The organism is Yoonia sp. JB2-21, from assembly GCF_055693545.1.
The window spans coordinates 1933280-1951671 of the sequence record NZ_JBVFUC010000001.1; the positions used below are offsets into that span (position 1 = coordinate 1933280).

The following is an 18392-nucleotide window of genomic DNA, read 5'->3' on the forward strand; positions in this document are numbered from 1 at the left end:
ATGCGAATTGCGGTTGTCGAAGATAACGTGGCGGTCGCCAAAGGCATCGCATTTCACCTCAACGACGAAGGACATGCGGTAGACCTTTACTTTGACGGCGAAGACGCGCTTGGTCCATTGAGGGCGGCTTCGGCAGATCTTCTTATCCTTGATATAAACCTGCCAAGCATGAATGGACTGGACCTGCTGCGCCAATTGCGCGGTGCCGCCTGTACCTTTCCTGTTTTGCTTTTGACAGCGCGTGGCGACACTCAAGATCGGGTGGCCGGACTGGATGCAGGGGCCGACGACTATCTTGTCAAACCCTTTGAATTGCCAGAACTATCCGCGCGCGTGCGGGCGTTGCTGCGTCGCAGGCATGCGCTCTTGTCAGAACGCATCGGTGTTGGTCCGCTGTCCTTTGATCTGACGTCGCGCGAAGTTTTATCGCAAGGTGTGCGTCTTGAAATCCCACGCCGTGAGGTTGCTTTGTTTGAAGCCCTCGCTATCGCGCAAGGTCGCCTTGTGTCTAAGGAACGTCTGATCGAGCACTTGTACGGTACCGGTGCAGATGTTGACCATAGCGCGATCGAGGTCAGCGTTTCACGCTTGCGTAAGCGATTGGAAACTTACGCAATTTCCATCAGGACAGTACGCGGATTTGGATACCTGATGGAACCCGACTCATGAGCCGCTCGGCGCTGTCGCTGCGGACAAGGTTATTGCTTGTCATGCTTGTGCCGTTGTTTGGTATCTCAGTCGCGTTGGGCACGTGGCGTGTTCTTGAAACAAACCGATTGGCCGAAAACCTATTTGACCGAACACTGCTCTCCATAGGGTTGTCGATCGCAAATGACGTGGGCATCCGAGAGGGCGAAGCCTTGTCAACTGACACGCTACGGCTGTTGAACGAAACATCCGGCGGGCGCATCTTTTATCACGTCAAAGGACCGGATGGGTCCTTTGTGACAGGCTACGCAACCCCGCCCCTAGATCCGGCAACAAGCCAGCCAGAGTTCAAGGCCTATTTGCCAGAGACTGCAAAGATCTATTCCGGTATCTATCGCGATAGCCCTGTCCGGGTTGTGCAACTGAACGAACCCGTTGATCTTGGCTGGATTCAAGGGGATTTTGTGATTTCCGTCTGGCAGAATTTAAGCGCCCGTGAAAGTTTCGCCTGGGATATTGTCAAGCAAACCATCATCGTTCTTGCACTGCTCTTGACCACAGTTCTTGTGGTAACATGGTTTGGCCTGCGCATTGCGCTGCGGCCTGTCACTGACCTTGAGGCCGCTATTGCAAAGCGTGGCGCGGATGAACTCACACCCATTACGCGCAGCGTTCCACAGGAAATTCAGGGCATTGTCTCCACACTCAACCATCTTCTTGACCGGATATCGCGGCGGATCAGCTCTAAGGATCATTTTCTATCCAACGCGGCCCATCAGCTGCGCACCCCCATTGCCGGAGTACTATCCCTCGCACAATCTTTAAAGGTCGAAACAGGCCCCGAACCAAAAGAAGAACGTGTCACGGCGCTTATTACGGCGTCAAAGCATCTGAGCAGGCTATCAAACCAACTTTTGTCTTTTGAGCGCAATCGCGAACTCGGAAAGCTGCTGGCTAATGCAGAAACGCACGATCTAAACGCACTGGCCGTTGAAGTCATCGAACGCAGCGCACCCCCATTATTGAGGCAAGGCTTTGATGTAAGCTTTGAACGCGGACCACATGCCCCAATCCAATGTGAGCCGATTTTGGTGCAAGAAGTCCTACAGAACTTACTCGATAATGCAGCCAAACATGGCGGCCGCACCGATCTTGTCATCACCGTGCAAGTTTCCGTCGAGACTACCAATTGTGTGCTGCGTGTGATCGACACGGGCGTCGGCCTGATGCCGTCAGAAAGTATTCATGCGTTCTCCCGGTTTTCGCAAGTGCGACCCGGAGTTGGCAGTGGCCTTGGTCTTTCGATTGCGCAGATTATTTGCAGAAATCACGGAGGCACGCTCAAAATCGAAGACTGTGCAGCCGGAACCTCTATCGCCGCGATTTTTCCGACGGTTCCAATTGATGTGTGATCTGTCCAAAACCTAACTGTGCTGGCGCGCACGCGTGCTAAACGACCGTTCTCACCATTATCATGCTCCCCTTAGGACGAACATCGGACTGCATCCGGCTAGCTGTTTAAGGTCAAACTTCGCTAACGCAGAAACGACTTCAGAATGGTTCGTATAGCAGCTCAACGGCAAATTTATGCAGCTATTCACGCGATCTATGTGGATGGCAGCAAAGTCCCACAATCTGTGAATCCGATCTCTGATCTTTGCTGCACTCTGCGTGAATGGCAGGTTTCCCTGTTGCGCGGCAACACCGAATTTTACGCCGATGCAGCATTTTCCACGCTGCGAGCGCACGCAGCAGGAAAGTCGAATTCACACAAAGGGCTCGTTGCGGACCATCGCCGTAACTGGCATCAAGGTCCGCTTGTTGCTGCGGGTCGCTGGCATCACGAGTTGCAAATCTGGTGATCAAGGTGCGCAATTTCGTGGCTATTGCCACCCATGTTCCTGCCAGTACAATTGTTGGTTTCATCCAGGGTTGATCCATCGCTACTCTTCATATCGAATTGTAGCAAGCCAATCCTCGTAGATTGCGAGTTCGGATCCATCTAGTTGCTTGGGGAGATGGCGCAGATATTGATCGATTAACGTGCCTATCTGTTCGGGCGTATCGAGCCATTGATTCACGCAACGCACTGTAACAGATCGCGGAAATTGCTTTGCCTGAACCTCTGCGATGGCGATGTCAGCGATTGCGCGACAATGGTTGGCGACAAAGACCGGACCAGTGTTCGGTCGAACCTTTTTACGTGCCAGTTCGTCCGCCATGTCGCGAATTCCATGACTGCCCAGGGTCCGCGACGTATCAACACCTGTGCCGCGCCCTGCGACAGTGGCGGATTTTTGAGGTTCATTTTTTGCGCAGAAAAACATCACCTTGAAGTGCCAGTCACCGGTGACTTCGCCAGGAGCCCTGAGGTTTAGTGCATGATTGAACGAGATATAGCGACAGGGTGTTGTGTCTGGTATCGCTATTGGCTGTAGCTGACCTGTGTTCACGATTTACCCACCTATGAGCGCCGATTGCAGTTTAGGTTTTGAATCATTCGGCAGGCTCATGCCACATCCAAAACATCAGTTCACATTCTCGAGGCCGTATCCGCGACCCAGCCACTCGATTTCCCAAGCTGGAGATCGCGCAGTCGCCCTTACCTCCTGAGCAGTTCTTCGTCTCACCAATAGTAGTGATGCGGCTTACGGCTGGTTGGCCACACAAGATTATCGGGGTCGTTGCCTTTCAGCAGTGCCCGCTCACGCTTCCGCTCTTCGCGCCGCGAAGGGCGCGTATGAAAGAGTTTGTCGTGCCAACGTGGCCAGTTTTGGAGCCAGCGTACATCTTCAGCAGCAAGTTCGAGACGGCGCTCAAGTCCTTTGGCGGAATAGCCTTTCCGGCGGCCCGCAATGCGCGGCCGTTTTCGTTTGTAATGGGCCATGACGAGGCCTTTCATGCAGTTGCGTTACTACATGGCGTTCTCCAATTCTGTGGTTTCCGGACGCACCGCTGGCCGTGCATCGGTCAGCCGCACTGATTATGGCTTCGGACAAGTTCGCGCAAGAAAAATCTCACGACTGCAGAACTCTTCGGTTGTTCTTTGCACGTTGCTCTGACGGATTCGCAGTGCTCCATAGCGTAAGATGAAAGGAAACATGTTGCACAGAAAGGGCAACATGTTTCCGTTTCGGCGTAATTCATGAATTTCGTACAAGTCTTTCTGGCTGCCTGGCGGGTTGGCAGTTTCAATCTTTCCAGTCATGTTTCAAGTCATGGCGTTTGGCGTATTCATCCACCGAACTGACTCAATCTACGACGACGTGCCGTCGGAGCGATATCAGTTTCCAGCGCAGTACCTGACACGCGTTCAACAGTGTGAGGGTGACTGGGTCGTCTATCTCGAGCCCAGTAAGGTTAGAAACACCAAGGGCTATTTCGCCGTCGCCAAAGTGCGGGAGGTCATTCCTGATCCCAGCGAAGCAGACATGCACTTGGCGGTGATTGAACCGGGCACATATCTCGACTTTGGCGATGCAGTGCCGTTTCGCTATGAGCACCAGATTGTCGAACAAGGTCTGCTCAATGATTTGGGCAGAATATCTGGAAGAGCTCAGGCAGCTGTCCGGCCGCTATCGCCAACTGATTTCGCCCGGATCTTGGAGCTAGGCCTCGGAAAAGATCACGACATCCTTCCTCGGGTGGGTCAGCTTAGTAAAACTGGCGGGTTCAAAGAAGATCAATTGCCCTTCGAGTTCCCGACCGCGAGAGAACGCATCAATCAGTTGACCAACAGGGCTGTGCGCGACCGCAACTTTCGCAAAACCGTTCTCCGCGCTTACGGCGAGCGCTGCGCGATCACCGGTCTGCGTCTGATCAACGGTGGCGGACGTGCAGAAGTAGAAGCTGCCCATATCAGGCCGGTTGAACACGATGGTCCCGACATCATCAGCAATGGTATCGCATTGTCTGGCACGGCGCATTGGATGTTCGACAGGGGACTTGTTGGCCTTTCAGATGATTTGTCGGTTTTGGTGTCGAGGCAAGCCAACGACCCGGATGCTGCGACGTCAATGATCAATGCATCGGGCAAGCTTTTGGTGCCTGAACGGGCGGCGGAACAACCGCGAGCAGAGTTTGTGTCGTGGCATCGTGAGAATTGCTTTAAGCACTAAGAAGAGGAAATGTCGGCATATGCCGTTCTCCCGAGAAAAAACCGATCTGATCAAAGCCCAGCTCCGTGATCGCCTCGAGAACGGCAACACAAACGAATGGGAACGCTCATTCTTCACGGATCTGCTGGCACGGTTCGACAGCTATGGCACCAAGACGCGCCTGACGTCTGCGCAATTTCGGAAGTTGCATCAGCTTTTGGATCTTCCGCGTGAAGCAAAGCCGGAAAGAACCTCAGAACGAAAAGCACCGCGGACCAGCGCGCCTGCTCGTCCGAAGAGCCCACGCAGGAGACCTACGTCTCCTTTACGCGCCATCCGCGCCCCACAACGAGCGATGCGTCGCGCCACGCGGCAGGTGATGTGGCCCGTAGTGCTGGTTCTCGGTTTTCTTGGATTGATTGGCTCAGCTTTTGACACATCATCTTCTGGAGCAGTCGATGTCCGGCAAACAGAACGGAACAACGCGGCTGTCTACCTGATCGTCACTGGCAGCAGCGTCAATCAGCGTGCCGGTCCCAGCACTAGCAACGCTGTCATGGGCCAGCTGAGCGAAGGCACACTTGTCCGCAGGTTAAACGAGCGTAACGGGTGGACCCAGATTTCGTCGGTGTTGGGAACAGGATGGATGTCTTCCCGATATCTGCAACCGCAGCGCAGCAGGAGCGCTAACGCAGAAAGCGTAAGGACAAATCGATATTCACTGAGCGCTTCCGCCATCCGCGTCATTGATGGCGACACCATTGGCGTCGAGGGACAGTCTGCAAACGTGCGATTGGTAGGCTTTAACACACCCGAAACAAGTTCGCCTCAGTGCCAGGCCGAGCTCAATGTTGGCCGCCGCGCAACCGCGCGTTTGAATGCTCTCGTCAGCAATGCCCAAAGTATCGAGTTGGAACGTGTTCGTTGTGCATGTCAGCCAGGCACGGAAGGCACAAGCCGCTGCAACTTCGGGCGACAGTGCGGAGTGCTGAGAGTAAATGGAACTGATGTTGGGCGCATCCTCATCTCAGAGAGCCTTGCCGTCCCCTACATATGTGGAAGAACAAGCTGCCCACCGCGACCAGGTAATTGGTGCCGATAGCCGGTCATTCGATTTGTCCTGCTGGGACCTTCCTTCAAAGACACGGCTGAAGATGGTGATTTCTGACATGTCAAAGCGAGTCACTGCTTGACTTAGGTGTTCACCTAATGTTCTTTTTGCGGCTTGAAGTAGTGAGTATGCCATAGTTCGACGCTCAACCCCGCAAAAGAAGATTGATGAGTTGGCCTTCCCGGTCCGGGTCAGGTTTGCCGTGCCCGATCGTGGCTTTGGGATGCGCCTCGACGCGATCCACGCCTGGCTCAGAACCAAAGTTGGTACGGGCTTCTACGCCGTATATTCATCGAGAGGCCTCGCAACAGATGCATTGGGGATCTATCTGCGCGATATAGAGAGTGCTCGGGCGCTCATCACGGCCTTTCCAGACCTGATACTTGCTGACGGGACCGAGTGCCGTGGCTATACTTCCCCCGTCCACGACGGTGCGTGGCGCAGTGATGAGTTGTTTGGTGTGTGCAATCTTTATTCGATGACGAAAGGCCAAGACGCGATACGCGCGCTGTTTGATGGCCTTGAAGATCAAACGGGCAACCTGCCGCCGCTGACAGACATATATCCGGATTATCAGGCACCAGTCATCAGCAACGGAGAGTCAGGACCAATGTTGTCGATGATGCGTTGGGGGATGCCATCGCCCGCCTTCGCGTTGAAAGGCAAGAAGACTGACCGAGGCGTGACGAACATTCGCAACACGAAATCTCCGCATTGGCGCAGGTGGTTTGGTGTGAAGCACCGCTGCGTTGTCCCGTTCACATCGTTTTCAGAGCCACACAATCAGGTCGGTAAACCCTCGGAACCAGTTTGGTTTGCCCTCGCTGAAGATCGACCAATCGCGTTCTTTGCCGGCATCTGGACGGAGTGGACGTCTGTTCGAAAGCTGAAAGACGGTGAAACCACTGACAACCTGTTTGGATTTCTGACAACCGAGGCAAATGCGGAAGTTGGCACGATCCATCCGAAAGCGATGCCAGTTGTTCTGACTTCAATGGGCGAGGTGAACACGTGGCTGCGCGCCGATGCGGATGAGGCGCTGTCGTTACAGAAGCCGCTCGCAGATGGGCTGTTGCAGATTGTGGCACGCGGCACGCCGCAAGACGGTTCTGGGACCTCAAAATAGTGTCTGCTGGTTCGGTTGCTTGCCACTGGCTGGCAGGTGGCGATTCCGGACTTTCGTCTTCGTCATCGTGATCGTTGCCGCACCGCAACTTTTCAAAAGCAGGCGGTTGCAGCCTATTTAAATCAGATGGGTTGGCCCGTTTGGAAACTTGACATCGCTTAGCCAAAGCCAAAAGTTGTCCGCATTGGACTTTATAGGAATTTATTCATGAATTTTTTTCAGGAAAATGGGCACGCGATCGCCACCATTCTGTTGGCTAGCGCCATTCCCATTGTTCTTTGGCTAGGATTGAGAAACCGAAATATGGGTGACGGGAAGGGCATTGGTTGGAGCTTTATCCGTTTTGTGGTCATAGCCCTCGGATTGCCGATTGTCGCACTCTTGGGAATCAATGACCAGCTTACCGGTGAAGCGGCAACGCTTATCAGCGGAGCAATGGGCTTTGCATTTGGAAAGGCGGAGTCAGGCTAGCGGCTCTTTGCGAACATTGGGCATGACCCGTCGGAATGCTGCGTCCGCAGCCCGATTTGCGGTCACTCTCTGCAAGTGCAAAATCTGGCGTCGCTTAAACTCACACATCGCGGCACGGAACTGAGCTACTCCCCATTTGTTGGACAGGATCTGGCGTAAATTAAGCTACTTTTTGGGCCTGCTGATCGGGGTTAGTTGTTTCAATTCGCTGCCAGTAGATCACGGCAGGTGGTTTGCCGCCAAGGGCGGAATGTGGGCGCTTGTCATTGTAGAAGTCGATCCACTTCCTGACGCCTGCCTTCGCCTCTGATCCGGTTTCCCAGGCATGCAGGTACACGCATTCATATTTCAAAGACCGCCAGAGCCGTTCGACGAAGATGTTGTCGAGGAAACGGCCTTTGCCATCCATCGAGATGCGCACGTTTGATCGTCGCAGCCGGTCTGTCCAAGCAAACGACGTAAACTGGCTGCCCTGATCTGTGTTCATAATGTCCGGCGGGCCGAACTTGTGAATGGCCTCATTCAAGGCATCAACGCAAAACTCGGCCTCCAATGTGTTAGAGATACGCCAAGCCAGCACCTTGCGCGTGTGCCAGTCCATGATCGCGACCAGATATAGAAAGCCGCGTCGCATTGGCAGATAGGTGATGTCAGCGCACCAGACCTGATTAGGCCGTTCCACACGCAGCCCACGCAGCAGGTAAGGGTAAATCTTGTGACCCTTCGCGGCTTTGCTGGTGTTGGGCTTTTGATAGATCGGCATCAAACCCATGAGCCGCATGAGACGACGGATGCGCTTCTCGTTCACGAGATGATCCTCATTGCGCAGGTGCCACGTCATTTGACGCACACCATAAAAAGGCGTTTCCAAGAACTGCTTGTCGATCACGCGCATCAGATCGAGGTTCATCTCACTTTCGCCCTTGGGCTCGTAGTAAAATGACGACCGCGAGATCGACAGCAGCTTGCATTGTTTGCCGATAGACAAGTCGGCATTGGCGGTCTCGATCATCTTACGCCTCACTTGCCGGTCCAGGGTTTGAGCTTTCTGGCCAAAAAATCATTGGCGACGGCCAACTCCCCAATCTTGGCGTGCAGGTCTTTGACCTGCTCTTCATCGACTTCCGGTGCCTTCCGGCCACCACGCTCAAATACACCAGACGCGCCTTCAAGCAGAGCCCGCTTCCATTGATGGATCATCGTGGGGTGCACGCCAAACCGGCTCGCCAACTCGCTGACCGTCTCCTCCCCCTTCAGCGCTTCCAACGCCACCTTGGCCTTAAACTCTGGGTGATGTTGCTTCCGTTTCGACATCGTCAATCTCCTTCATGTTGAAGATCAACAGACAACAAATTGCAGCTTACGTCAGTGTCCGAATTTCGGGGGTAGCTCAAACCGCGGCGGTTTTCATGCTGCGAGCGCGCGCAGCGAAAAAACTGAATTCACAAGTTGGGCTTTCTGCCGCCATCTGAGCAATCGCAGCATCTGCTCGGCAAGGAAAGTTCGTTCCGATACATCCCCGATCAGCCGCGCTGACAGCCGACAAGCGCAAACCCAGCAGGTTCACCGGTCGCGTCAATCATAACTGGCGGCAAGCGATATGATGTGCTGTGTAAGTCATGGGATGAGATTTGGAGGAACGATCGCTGATGAACAATAAGATCCGCGCAATTGTTTGGCCGATCGCGTCTCAACCGTGACGTGTTCGACACAGATTGGCACAACTCTTCGATTGGGAATTGCGGACTATTGATCAGCTGAGTAAAGGTCTACCTACTTGGGTTGGGGAGCCTGCTCGACAAAAGGTTATACCAATACGGAGAACTTATCCGATCAGGCCAGACCGTGATTTCTCAGAAAAATTATTTCCGAGAAGATCTTAAAAATTATCTCAGCAAGTTTCAATGGGGTACGCCTTTCTGCTCTCTGGGGCTCGGCCGACGGCGGAAGCCCCCTCCTACACAAACAACCAAGGGAAGTGCGCCACTTCTTTTTTTATGGAAAGACGAAGATGTCCGACTACAAAGATATCAACCTCGCGCGCGAGACTCTGGACAAGAACATTCAGAGCTTCGCGGAGGCGAAAGGCTACTCGATTGACGGTGGTGTTCAAGCGTTCGCGAATCGTAAAAGGGTAGTCTTTGGTCCATCGGGCGCAGAGTTTGCGACCGTTGATTTGCTCCTAAACAAGACTGGCACTACCACGATCCTATGGAAGATGGGAAAGAACCAGCCACTAGGTGAACAACTTGCGGTTCACTTGAAAGCCACAATCAATCCTGCCGAATTTGAGACTGTAAATTTTGGCCTTAGCGGAATAACGGTTGAGACCTTCGATATGATCTTGGAGCTTGTGAATGAAGCTGTCGATATTGAGATCACAACCGATCGCGATGAACAAACGCAGAAGCAGGTAACGCTTGAGAGCTCTGAACACCAAGACTCACTCAAGCTTACTCTCCATCTTACAACAAGGAAATTGCAAATTCAGGGCAAGCCTCTTTCTTGCTATCGACGCATCATATTTCTACTCACCGACTTTCTTGATCTACAGGGACTTGAGCAAGTATTGTACCGCAAAGATGACAGCAGCGCCTCTATAGTTCGTAAAGAGATGGCGGAAGACTATCTCAAGCGTTTTTTTCCAGATAGCTACGATCAGCTACCCAAAGATATCGAGAAGCTCCTAATTTCTAGCTGCTGCGTTAAACTTGCAGCGCCTCAGTTGCCTGACTATTGTCTCCTACTTTACCCAGACTTAAGATCTCTGGAAGGTATCCTTAAGTTGAAGATGGCTGACTGGGGTATGTCAGTTCAGGATGCAGAACATGGTTTTGGTGACTTTTTCGATGTGGATAAACCCGGCATATTTAAGCTTAAACCCGAGTATGAGGGGGGCGTTCCTAACAAAAAATTGGTAAATGCGGTCAATAATGGCTATGTGTTTTATAGAAAGCACCGCCATACAATTTTTCACATGGAAGAATTTGCCAATGGTAGTAGAATGATAGCTACTTTGGATTCAGCCATTGAGTTGTCGAAAGACGCATATGCGGCGATTGATGCACTCATACAGTAACAACGGAACCATGACTGATACGGTACGCATAGTCGGAGGAATTGCTGTGGTTACGGCCACGGCAGATTTCCATCCCTTGCGTGAGATAAAGCGTCTCACCGCGCAACTCGCTAGCTTGAGCTTCGAGGGCGTGGTGCTTTTCGACTTGCTTTCAGTCAACGGTTTAGCTCCAAATCGGTTTGCGTCCATGAAGTTCAGTAAAAACCGGTTTGATCGTAGTTCATTTGCAGTAGAGGAACGCGTCAATCCAACCGTCCGAAGAGAGCAAGATCTAATGGCAAGAAGCGATCAAATATTTCTTCATGGCAGTGTACTCTCGACTGATGAACTGAAGCGTTTCATGCAGTAGCTCTAAATCTGCTTTTGATCTCTATAGTTTGTTGCCTTCATAGTTTTGAATGAGCACCTGTTCGACAACCTGCGCCATGCACGCAATCTGATCGCGACGTGGCGCATCGACTTCAACCACCACCGCCCGCACACAAGCCTTGGACCTGTCACGCTTTCGTGCCGCCTCAAGTGCTCGTTTAGCTGCTGTTGTTGCAAGGCACAGCGTTTGTTACACCACGGCCCAGTCAAACTAGTTGTTCGATTAATAAGCATGGAACTTTATTCATTCTCGCATAGGATCATATCAATTGGGAGCTCGACATAGTTGAGCACTTGCTACTGAGGTTCACCCCCTGATAGCAAAGCACTGAGCAAGGATTAGTCGTGTATCTGAATGAGTATTGAACCACTGCGGAAACGCAAAACAAGCGGCGAACTCTATACGCGACGATCGCCGACAAAGCAGTTCATCGAGAAGAGCCTTGATTGGTCCTTCATGGATTTACTTGACCGCGCGTCCATTCGGGATCGGCGACATAGCGACTATGTCCCGTCGGAAATACTGGTCTACTTTCTGCGGCAGACAAAGTCTGACAATTCAGACGGTCGGTTCATTCAACTCTACGACATGCTGCGTGATCGGGTTGAAGCCGCGTGTCCGCGGGCAAACCGCCAGGTTGGCAAAGAAATCCACGAAGATGCGCGTCTTTCTGAAATTCGTCACGCAACCGTCGATCATGTCACGGGGCTGATGTTCACCGACCGGCAGGACTATGACGAACAACTGGATATCTACGAAGTCGTCTTCGACAAGGCTGTTCGCGCGGCGCACATCACGAAGCTCCGCAAAGTAAGCCGTCGGGAAAACGCTAACGAGGACATGGAGGACGAAGTCACTGGCGAGGTGCGCGCTGTCGTCGAAGCAGCTCTGGAGCGATACAAGAAAGTCGGCCTCACGGCTGAAGAGGATCTCGATTACCGGATTCATCTGCGTGACGCGATTAACACTCTACCGACAGACGAACGAGAGGTAATTGATTTGATGCTCACAGACATTCCTATTGAGACGAACAAAGATGGCGAACCCTCGATGACGGAGCTTTTGGGCTGCGTTGAAAAGACTGTGCGCAACCGACGAGATCGTGCTTTTACAAAAATCCGGCAAGCGCTGGAACTGGAGGTTGGTGATGGCCAATAGAGAAGACGTCCTCAACGACTTCACCGTGGAAGAGGAGATGTCGCCTGCAATTCTCAAGGCATACCTCCAGCGCTTCCCGGAATTCACCCACGACCTCCTTGCGCTCTTCAACGAACTGTCGATGAGCGATTTGGCGTTGGCTGAGGCAAGTCTTCCACTTGAAACCAAGGCCATAAGCGCGGAAGCGCTGCGCGTTCAACACGTCCGACAATCCCTTTTTGGAACAGGTGTAAGGGAATTTGCCCGTAACCTCGGTCTTCCTCGAGCCTTCTTCACCGGCTTGACCGCCGAAGTTGTCCATATCGCCTCGATGCCAACGAGCCTGTTGAAAACTCTGGCAAATAAGCTCGGCGTACATATGCAGGATGTCATCAGCGGCCTCCAACAAGGGGATGGGCACGCCGTTGCGATGAAATCAGAAGTAAAGCCAGGTGCCGTGCCACCGATCGACTTCCAAGATTACGTTGATCGTGCCGGTCTTACCGAGGAGGAGCAGCGCGTGTTGCAGTCGCTGCTAGCTGACGATGGATCGGATTGAAGCGATACGCGCACGCGCGACCGATCTTCATAGTCACCGTGTGAACAAGGGCGGCGATCCTACACAGCCTTATGACTTCGTTTTGGCTGAAGCCGGAGCTCGCGATCTCGAGGTGAGGAGGCTTCCAGCGGGTCATCCGCAGCTCAAAGGGGGCAAAGCTCTTCTGCAACGGGCATCTGCCACCGTCCTCCATGAAGACACGGGTAATAAGTTTCTCGACGCATTCCTGGTCGCGCACGAAATCGGGCACCACGAATTTGGTGGTGAAGTAGACATACCGCCAACCATGGAAGTCGATCCGACGCGGTCTGCAGACCCGTCATCCATCGGCGCTGATCGAGTAGTCGACTACAGCAATCGCGCACGCGAGGAGGTCCAAATGGACCTCTTTGCACGCGAGTTCCTGTTTCCTTGCGCCGTGGCCTGGTCGTGGCATATCGACGAAGGTTTGAGCGCAAGTGACATCACTAAGAAGCTGGGTGCGCCCTACTCGATGGTGGCGGTTCAGCTTTTTGATGCGCTTTTACTTCCGCAGAGTGAACCGGATGAGGATGCGGTGTCGCCGCCCAAACCCTTGAACGAAGAACAGAGACATGCGGCTGAACATGAAGGCAAGGCCTTGCTCCTGAAAGCTGGGCCTGGCACCGGAAAAACTCAGACGCTCGTCGGCCGGCTGTCGGTATTGAAGGACCGCAGCGTCGATCCGGAGAGCATCTTGCTGCTCACCTTCTCCAACAAGGCTGCCGGTGAAATGACGGATCGTGCCATGCTGGCCTGGCCGGAAGCAGCCGGGTCTGCGTGGATTGGAACATTTCACTCTTTTGGGCTCGACCTTCTGCGCCGGTTCCATGATCGGGCAGGACTGCCTCCAGACCCGCGCTTGATCGATGCCACGGAGGCCATAGCGCTTCTTGAGGACGAATTCCCGCGCCTGAGGCTAAAGCATTTCAACGATCATTGGGACCCAACCGACAATTTGCGGTCCATCCTTTCGGCAATCTCGCGGGCGAAAGACGAAGTTGTCGATCAACATCGCTACCGCGAGCTGGCGCAGCAGATGGCTGATTCGGCGGAGACGGAAGAAGACAAGATAGCTGCGGAGAAGTGCCTAGAGATCACCTCCGTTTACGACCTTTATGAACAATTGAAAGCCGAGCGAGGTGCGGTCGATTTCGGCGATCTTGTCGCCCGCCCAACGGCCTTGATCGAATCCGACGAGGCCGTGCGAACGGAGTTGCAAGGGCGATATGAACACGTCCTTGTGGACGAGTATCAGGACGTAAACCGCGCAAGCGTTCGGCTTCTGCGCGCTCTCAAATCGGACGGCAAGAACCTCTGGGTCGTGGGAGATGCCAAGCAGTCGATCTACCGTTTTCGGGGAGCGTCCTCCTACAATATCGACCGGTTCGAGACCGAAGACTTCCCGGGTGGGACGTCGATGCAACTCAGTATGAACTACCGATCGTCTCAGGAAAACTGCGATACGTTCAGCGCTTTCGCGGCGACGCGCATGGCGGCTACGGGTTTTCAGGCAAATGCCTTCAAGGGCAAAAGCGGTGTATCGCCCTCTTTCGTTTCTGTTGACTCCAAAGATCACGAGATTGACGAAATCGCAGCACGCATAATGGATGCCTGCGATGATACGACTGCGTTTCGCGACCAGGCCGTGATCTGCAAGGGAAATGCGCGTTTGGCAGAAATAGCCGCAGGCCTCGAGGCGCGTGGGATTCCGGTGCTGTTCCTCGGTCCTTTGTTCGACCGGCCGGAGATCAAGGAAGCATTGTCCCTCCTATCGCTCGTGACCGATCCAAGGGCTATGGGGCTGACGTGCATTGCTTCGATGTCGCCATTTCAGATGTCCATCGAAGACGTGGCCGTCGCCATCGAAACAGTTCGGGCTGCTAAGAAGCCTCTGCCGCTCGACTGGCGCACTTTACTAGCAATGGCACCAGGGATGAGCGAGCGCGGTCGGGCCTCAGCGAAAGCACTTACCGATGCGTTTGAGGGAATCGAGCCTACGGCAACTGCGTGGCAGGTGATCACGAATATCTATCTGGAGCGTACCCGCCTTGCGGCCGACATCGCAACGCAGGCCCGCGAGGGCAACGCCAATCCTGCGCTCGCACTATGGCAATTTCAGAACTTCCTGCGCTCAGCCCTTCCCAAGAAATCAGGTTACCCTATCCGCGATCTCTTAGAGCACATTCGACGGCTGGTGATCCTGTCGGACGAACGGGATCTGCGCGATCTGCCTGCCGCCGCCCAGAACATAGATGCTGTTCGTCTGATGACGATCCACGGAAGCAAGGGGCTTGAGTTCAAGGTGCTTCATCTCCCGTCTTTGACAAGCGGCTCGATCCCACGCTCAGCCAAACAGAGCCGTGGTCTTCCTCCACCCGACGGCATGATCGAGGGCCCGGTGTTTCGGGGATGCGACGCGATAGATGCTGGCCATGATGAGGAACAGCGTTGTTTGTTCTTCGTAGCGTTATCCCGGGCGGAAGACGGTTTGTTCCTCTACGCGCCCAACAAAAAGTCCAATGGTCATCGGCAGAGCCGGTCCAGCTTTGTCGACGACATTTCGGGCCAACTGTCCAATCCGGACCCGATTTCCGCGTTGAGAGATGTCGGCGGCGAGGCAGAGCGCTTCACATTGGAGGTAGATGGCATTGCCCGTATGTCGCCGTCTCAACTCGCGACGTTCGACAAATGTCCACGACGATTTTTCTTCGCCCACGTGCTGCAGGTTGGCGGGCGGCGCATGGAGTCCGCGCCCATGCGCATGCACAATGCCGTACAGGCTGTTGTCGATGAGTTGACAGCTCGCCCAGACCACGCGCCCGATGAAACCGAGATGCGGACGATTATAGATGTGGCCTGGGCCGCGCACGGACCCACTGAACACGGCTATGCCACCGAGTATCGCCAGATTTCCGACGAACTGCTGCAGTTCTTTATTCAACTCCGTCAGGGCGAGCGCCGACGGATACCACAATCTCTCTCGCTTCGCTTCGAGGGCGCCGAAGTTGTGTTGACTGCGCATGAACAAATCGAGACCGGTCACTCTACGGTGTTCCGGCGTATCCGCACAGGTCGCAAGACAAGCACGGCGCTAGACGCTCTCGATGCTGCGGCGTTTCAGATTGCAGCCGACGGACGCGGGGAAGCGGAATTCGTGTACCTGACAGGCGGCGATCGGGATCGTCTGAGCATGTCCGAGGGTAAAATAAAAACCCGAAAAAAGAAGATCGCGGACGCCGCAATCTCGATCATAGAGGGACAGTTTCCACCTAACCGCAGCGACCGATGTGCGCGTTGTCCCTACTTTTTCATCTGCAATCCGCCACCATCGGGCACGCTCAGAAAAAAATTGGTTCGGGCTTACCGGATTCTTCCTGACGCCGCGATTGTCCTTGTGAAGGCGCAGACATGGTGTCTGTGACCTCTAACTGCATAAGGACTAACAATATGAAACCGCAAGGAAATGATCCTCGCTTCCCAGTTCTCATCGCCGATGAGGACCTAAACTTCAAAAAACATGTCTTCGACGATCCCAAGGTGCTGGGACGTCAGTTGATCGAAGCGGCTGGTGGTCGCCCGGTCGATGAGCATGTAGCCATTGCGATCCTGCCCAATGGCGATTTTGAAGACATCCGGCTCGACGAAAGTTACGACCTGCGCGGTCGTGGCGTCGAGAAGGTGCTTGTCGCCCGTTCGGATCGCAGCTTCAAGTTCAAGATCGATGACGCCGATCTCGAATGGCCGCGTGCCTGCATCAGCGGTTTCGTGCTGCGCAAGCTCGCGAAATTGCCGCCCAACTACAACCTTTGGCAGGAAATCCCGGGTCAGCATGACAAGAAGATCGCTGATACGGATGTGATCAACCTTGCCGATGCCGGTGTTGAGCGGTTCGTGTCGCTGATCGATCAAACGACGGAAGGGGATGCCCTTCCGGCAAAAGATCAGACCTATCTTTCGGGTCACGGCTACGCGTTCGAAGTGGTGACGGAGGGTGCCAACACGGGGATTATCCTGAAGAACCTGCCGCTGACGGACGGCAAGTTCAATCACGGGGCTGCAGACGTTCTGATCCTGCTCCCGAAGGGGTATCCCGACTGCCCGCCGGACATGTTCTATGTCTCTCCGAAGCTGACTTTGGCAGGCACCGGTCAAGTGCCAAAAGCCTGTACCGTTGAGCATCGCTTCGGTGGTCGCGTGTGGCAGCGGTGGTCCCGCCATAACAATGCGTGGCGACCGGGGGTCGATGGACTTCAAACCATGGTTGCCCGCGTGCAGACGGCCTTGGCGGGGGCCCGGGTTTGATGCGTGATTTGGACATGATCCTTTTGGACCCGCACGAGGCACAAATTCGGTCCCTGCTGGCGGCAGGGGCCGGGTCGGAGCGCTCTGCCTATATGCTCTTTGGCATCGGCGATATTAAAGTCGATCCATGGACAACCGAACCGCGGCGGCGTCTGGTCTCACATCGTTTCGATGCGATCGGCGATGACGATCTCGTATCAGCATCGGCGCGGCATGTGACTTGGCAGACCGATGGCTTCATGCGGCTCTTGAGCGAGGCCAAGGCGACCGGCCTCGTCCCGGCCCTCGTTCATACCCATCCGAGGGGTAAGGCCAAGTTCTCCGGGCAGGACGACCGCAACGAAGCAGAACTTGCCCGCACTGCCCTCCTGAAAGGCATGCCAGGGTTGATTAGTGTAGTCATCGCCGGGAATGGCGATATCGCTGCACGCCTTTGGACACAGAAAGGCAAAGCCGAAGATATCAGTCGGATCGTGCATTCTGGACCGCGCTTGCGTATCTCGGGGCTGAAGGGAACGCCGGCGGAGTTTCTGGATCGCCAGGTCCGGCTCTTCGGGGAGGAAGCCTCACGTCAGGTGGCTGGCTTTCGTTGTGGGATTGCAGGTGGAGGCGCGACGGGCAGTGCGACCTTGCCGCTGCTTTTGCGGCTGGGAATTCAGGAGGCTGTCCAATTCGACAAAGACATTGTGGACGGGACAAATCTCAACCGCCTTCATGGTGCGCGACGCTCGGATGTCGATGCGAAAATGCCCAAAACCGCCATCCATAAGCGAACGGTCGAGGAATCCGGCCTCGACATGACGTTGGTGAGCATGGATGCTTGGGCTGGACATCCGGCAACGTGGGATGCGCTGAAATCCTGCGACGTGATCTTTTGCTGTACAGACGATCATGCCGGGCGGCTGTTTCTCAATCGGTTTGCCCGGTTCTACGGCATCCCGGTTATCGATGTGGGGTTGGCGATGCAGCGACGGACGGACAAAGCGTACGATCTCTTCGCCCGCGTTTCGACGCTTGTGCCAGGACATGCCTGCTTGCTCTGCGGCGGCTACGTAGATCCGCGCCGGGCGCGCGAGGAAGCCATGAAACGCGACGATCCTGACGCTTATGAAAGACTGAAAGAAGAAGCCTACGTTTTGGGTGAAGGCGATCCATCACCGGCAGTGGTCACGTTCACGACCGAAGCGGCGACAATGGCGGTCAATGAGTGGCTGGCGGGCGTAACTGGTCTTGCCGGTGAAGCCGGTATGGTACCCACGCGGATGCGGCGCTTTCACGCAAGAGATGAGCGCAGGCCGTTGGTCGAACCGCAACCCTACTGCCCCTGTTGCAACCAGGCAAAAACGCTCGGTCGGGGAGATATGCAACCGTTTCTGGACATGGTGAACTGATATGAATCACACCGTTTCAAAGCTCTTGCGATGGCTGCACCTTCTGCGTTTCGACTTTCTTACGGACCGCGCCTCAAAAC

The 18392-nt window shown here is 54.4% G+C and carries 16 protein-coding genes and 1 pseudogene; 14 read left to right on the plus strand and 3 right to left on the minus strand.

Annotated elements, in window-relative coordinates:
* The gene (locus ACZ1G5_RS09615) at nucleotides 1-669 is read left to right on the plus strand and encodes a response regulator transcription factor (protein ID WP_472732626.1); all 669 of its coding nucleotides are present in this window, start codon (nucleotides 1-3) and stop codon (nucleotides 667-669) included.
* A complete protein-coding gene (locus ACZ1G5_RS09620) occupies nucleotides 666-2060 on the plus strand; it encodes a sensor histidine kinase (protein ID WP_472732627.1) in 1395 nt (464 codons plus the stop codon). Before ACZ1G5_RS09615 ends, ACZ1G5_RS09620 begins: the two co-directional genes overlap by 4 nt.
* 531 nt (nucleotides 2061-2591) lie before the next feature.
* Here the strand turns inward: ACZ1G5_RS09620 and ACZ1G5_RS09625 are convergent.
* Both ACZ1G5_RS09625 and ACZ1G5_RS09630 read right to left on the minus strand, forming a co-directional pair.
* Nucleotides 2592-2870, minus strand: a complete 279-nt coding sequence (locus ACZ1G5_RS09625) for a hypothetical protein (RefSeq protein WP_472732628.1) — start codon at nucleotides 2868-2870, stop codon at nucleotides 2592-2594.
* Nucleotides 2871-3274: 404 nt separating this feature from the next.
* Nucleotides 3275-3550 carry a hypothetical protein gene (locus ACZ1G5_RS09630; protein ID WP_472732629.1) on the minus strand — a complete coding sequence of 92 codons (276 nt, stop codon included), beginning with the start codon at nucleotides 3548-3550 and terminating at the stop codon, nucleotides 3275-3277.
* Between the two features lie 316 nt (nucleotides 3551-3866).
* Here ACZ1G5_RS09630 and ACZ1G5_RS09635 point away from each other — a divergent pair, with 316 nt between their 5' ends.
* The 4 genes from ACZ1G5_RS09635 to ACZ1G5_RS09650 all read left to right on the plus strand — a co-directional run bounded on the left by ACZ1G5_RS09635 (nucleotide 3867) and on the right by ACZ1G5_RS09650 (nucleotide 7453).
* Nucleotides 3867-4766 (plus strand): HNH endonuclease, encoded by a 900-nt coding sequence (locus ACZ1G5_RS09635; protein WP_472732630.1) that lies wholly within the window; start codon nucleotides 3867-3869, stop codon nucleotides 4764-4766.
* 358 nt (nucleotides 4767-5124) lie between these two features.
* Entirely contained in the window at nucleotides 5125-5847 is a 723-nt protein-coding gene (locus ACZ1G5_RS09640; protein WP_472734311.1) for an SH3 domain-containing protein, read from the plus strand.
* A gap of 211 nt (nucleotides 5848-6058) precedes the next feature.
* A complete protein-coding gene (locus ACZ1G5_RS09645; RefSeq protein ID WP_472732631.1) occupies nucleotides 6059-6982 on the plus strand; it encodes an SOS response-associated peptidase in 924 nt (307 codons plus the stop codon).
* 207 nt (nucleotides 6983-7189) lie between these two features.
* Entirely contained in the window at nucleotides 7190-7453 is a 264-nt protein-coding gene (locus ACZ1G5_RS09650) for a hypothetical protein (RefSeq protein WP_472732632.1), read from the plus strand.
* 160 nt (nucleotides 7454-7613) lie between these two features.
* Here the strand turns inward: ACZ1G5_RS09650 and ACZ1G5_RS09655 are convergent.
* Nucleotides 7614-8767, minus strand: a protein-coding gene (locus ACZ1G5_RS09655; RefSeq protein ID WP_472732633.1) for an IS3 family transposase whose coding sequence is annotated in 2 segments (ribosomal slippage) — nucleotides 7614-8506 and nucleotides 8506-8767 — 1155 coding nt in all. Because the reading frame shifts where the segments join, the coding sequence is not laid out codon by codon here.
* Nucleotides 8768-9464: 697 nt separating this feature from the next.
* Here ACZ1G5_RS09655 and ACZ1G5_RS09660 point away from each other — a divergent pair.
* The 8 genes and pseudogenes from ACZ1G5_RS09660 (at nucleotide 9465) to ACZ1G5_RS09695 (ending at nucleotide 18312) form a co-directional block, all read left to right on the plus strand.
* Complete coding sequence (locus ACZ1G5_RS09660) at nucleotides 9465-10532, plus strand: type II toxin-antitoxin system RnlA family toxin (RefSeq protein WP_472732634.1); 1068 nt, start codon at nucleotides 9465-9467, stop codon at nucleotides 10530-10532.
* Between the two features lie 10 nt (nucleotides 10533-10542).
* Nucleotides 10543-10881, plus strand: coding sequence for a type II toxin-antitoxin system RnlB family antitoxin (locus ACZ1G5_RS09665; protein ID WP_472732635.1), 339 nt, complete (start codon nucleotides 10543-10545; stop codon nucleotides 10879-10881).
* Nucleotides 10882-10926: 45 nt separating this feature from the next.
* A pseudogene (locus tag ACZ1G5_RS09670) lies at nucleotides 10927-11034 on the plus strand (integrase core domain-containing protein); the annotation flags it as partial.
* A gap of 222 nt (nucleotides 11035-11256) precedes the next feature.
* A complete protein-coding gene (locus ACZ1G5_RS09675) occupies nucleotides 11257-12060 on the plus strand; it encodes an RNA polymerase sigma factor (RefSeq protein WP_472732636.1) in 804 nt (267 codons plus the stop codon).
* Nucleotides 12050-12598 carry a hypothetical protein gene (locus ACZ1G5_RS09680; protein WP_472732637.1) on the plus strand — a complete coding sequence of 183 codons (549 nt, stop codon included), beginning with the start codon at nucleotides 12050-12052 and terminating at the stop codon, nucleotides 12596-12598. The genes ACZ1G5_RS09675 and ACZ1G5_RS09680 overlap by 11 nt, the downstream gene beginning before the upstream one ends.
* Nucleotides 12585-16040 carry a UvrD-helicase domain-containing protein gene (locus ACZ1G5_RS09685; RefSeq protein WP_472732638.1) on the plus strand — a complete coding sequence of 1152 codons (3456 nt, stop codon included), beginning with the start codon at nucleotides 12585-12587 and terminating at the stop codon, nucleotides 16038-16040. The genes ACZ1G5_RS09680 and ACZ1G5_RS09685 overlap by 14 nt, the downstream gene beginning before the upstream one ends.
* A 26-nt stretch (nucleotides 16041-16066) precedes the next feature.
* On the plus strand, nucleotides 16067-16921 hold the full coding sequence (locus ACZ1G5_RS09690) for a multiubiquitin domain-containing protein (RefSeq protein ID WP_472732639.1): 855 nt from the start codon (nucleotides 16067-16069) through the stop codon (nucleotides 16919-16921).
* Complete coding sequence (locus tag ACZ1G5_RS09695; protein WP_472732640.1) at nucleotides 16921-18312, plus strand: ThiF family adenylyltransferase; 1392 nt, start codon at nucleotides 16921-16923, stop codon at nucleotides 18310-18312. Before ACZ1G5_RS09690 ends, ACZ1G5_RS09695 begins: the two co-directional genes overlap by 1 nt.
* Nucleotides 18313-18392: the final 80 nt, after the last annotated feature.

What these genes read in the sequence shown, in the direction of transcription:
- ACZ1G5_RS09615 (WP_472732626.1), top strand. Translation starts at nt 1, where the DNA reads ATGCGAATTGCGGTTGTCGAAGATAACGTGGCGGTCGCCAAAGGCATC.
- ACZ1G5_RS09620 (WP_472732627.1), top strand. Translation starts at nt 666, where the DNA reads ATGAGCCGCTCGGCGCTGTCGCTGCGGACAAGGTTATTGCTTGTCATG.
- ACZ1G5_RS09625 (WP_472732628.1), bottom strand. Translation starts at nt 2,870, where the DNA reads ATGGCGGACGAACTGGCACGTAAAAAGGTTCGACCGAACACTGGTCCG.
- ACZ1G5_RS09630 (WP_472732629.1), bottom strand. Translation starts at nt 3,550, where the DNA reads ATGAAAGGCCTCGTCATGGCCCATTACAAACGAAAACGGCCGCGCATT.
- ACZ1G5_RS09635 (WP_472732630.1), top strand. Translation starts at nt 3,867, where the DNA reads ATGGCGTTTGGCGTATTCATCCACCGAACTGACTCAATCTACGACGAC.
- ACZ1G5_RS09640 (WP_472734311.1), top strand. Translation starts at nt 5,125, where the DNA reads ATGTGGCCCGTAGTGCTGGTTCTCGGTTTTCTTGGATTGATTGGCTCA.
- ACZ1G5_RS09650 (WP_472732632.1), top strand. Translation starts at nt 7,190, where the DNA reads ATGAATTTTTTTCAGGAAAATGGGCACGCGATCGCCACCATTCTGTTG.
- ACZ1G5_RS09660 (WP_472732634.1), top strand. Translation starts at nt 9,465, where the DNA reads ATGTCCGACTACAAAGATATCAACCTCGCGCGCGAGACTCTGGACAAG.
- ACZ1G5_RS09665 (WP_472732635.1), top strand. Translation starts at nt 10,543, where the DNA reads ATGACTGATACGGTACGCATAGTCGGAGGAATTGCTGTGGTTACGGCC.
- ACZ1G5_RS09675 (WP_472732636.1), top strand. Translation starts at nt 11,257, where the DNA reads ATGAGTATTGAACCACTGCGGAAACGCAAAACAAGCGGCGAACTCTAT.
- ACZ1G5_RS09680 (WP_472732637.1), top strand. Translation starts at nt 12,050, where the DNA reads ATGGCCAATAGAGAAGACGTCCTCAACGACTTCACCGTGGAAGAGGAG.
- ACZ1G5_RS09685 (WP_472732638.1), top strand. Translation starts at nt 12,585, where the DNA reads ATGGATCGGATTGAAGCGATACGCGCACGCGCGACCGATCTTCATAGT.
- ACZ1G5_RS09690 (WP_472732639.1), top strand. Translation starts at nt 16,067, where the DNA reads ATGAAACCGCAAGGAAATGATCCTCGCTTCCCAGTTCTCATCGCCGAT.
- ACZ1G5_RS09695 (WP_472732640.1), top strand. Translation starts at nt 16,921, where the DNA reads ATGCGTGATTTGGACATGATCCTTTTGGACCCGCACGAGGCACAAATT.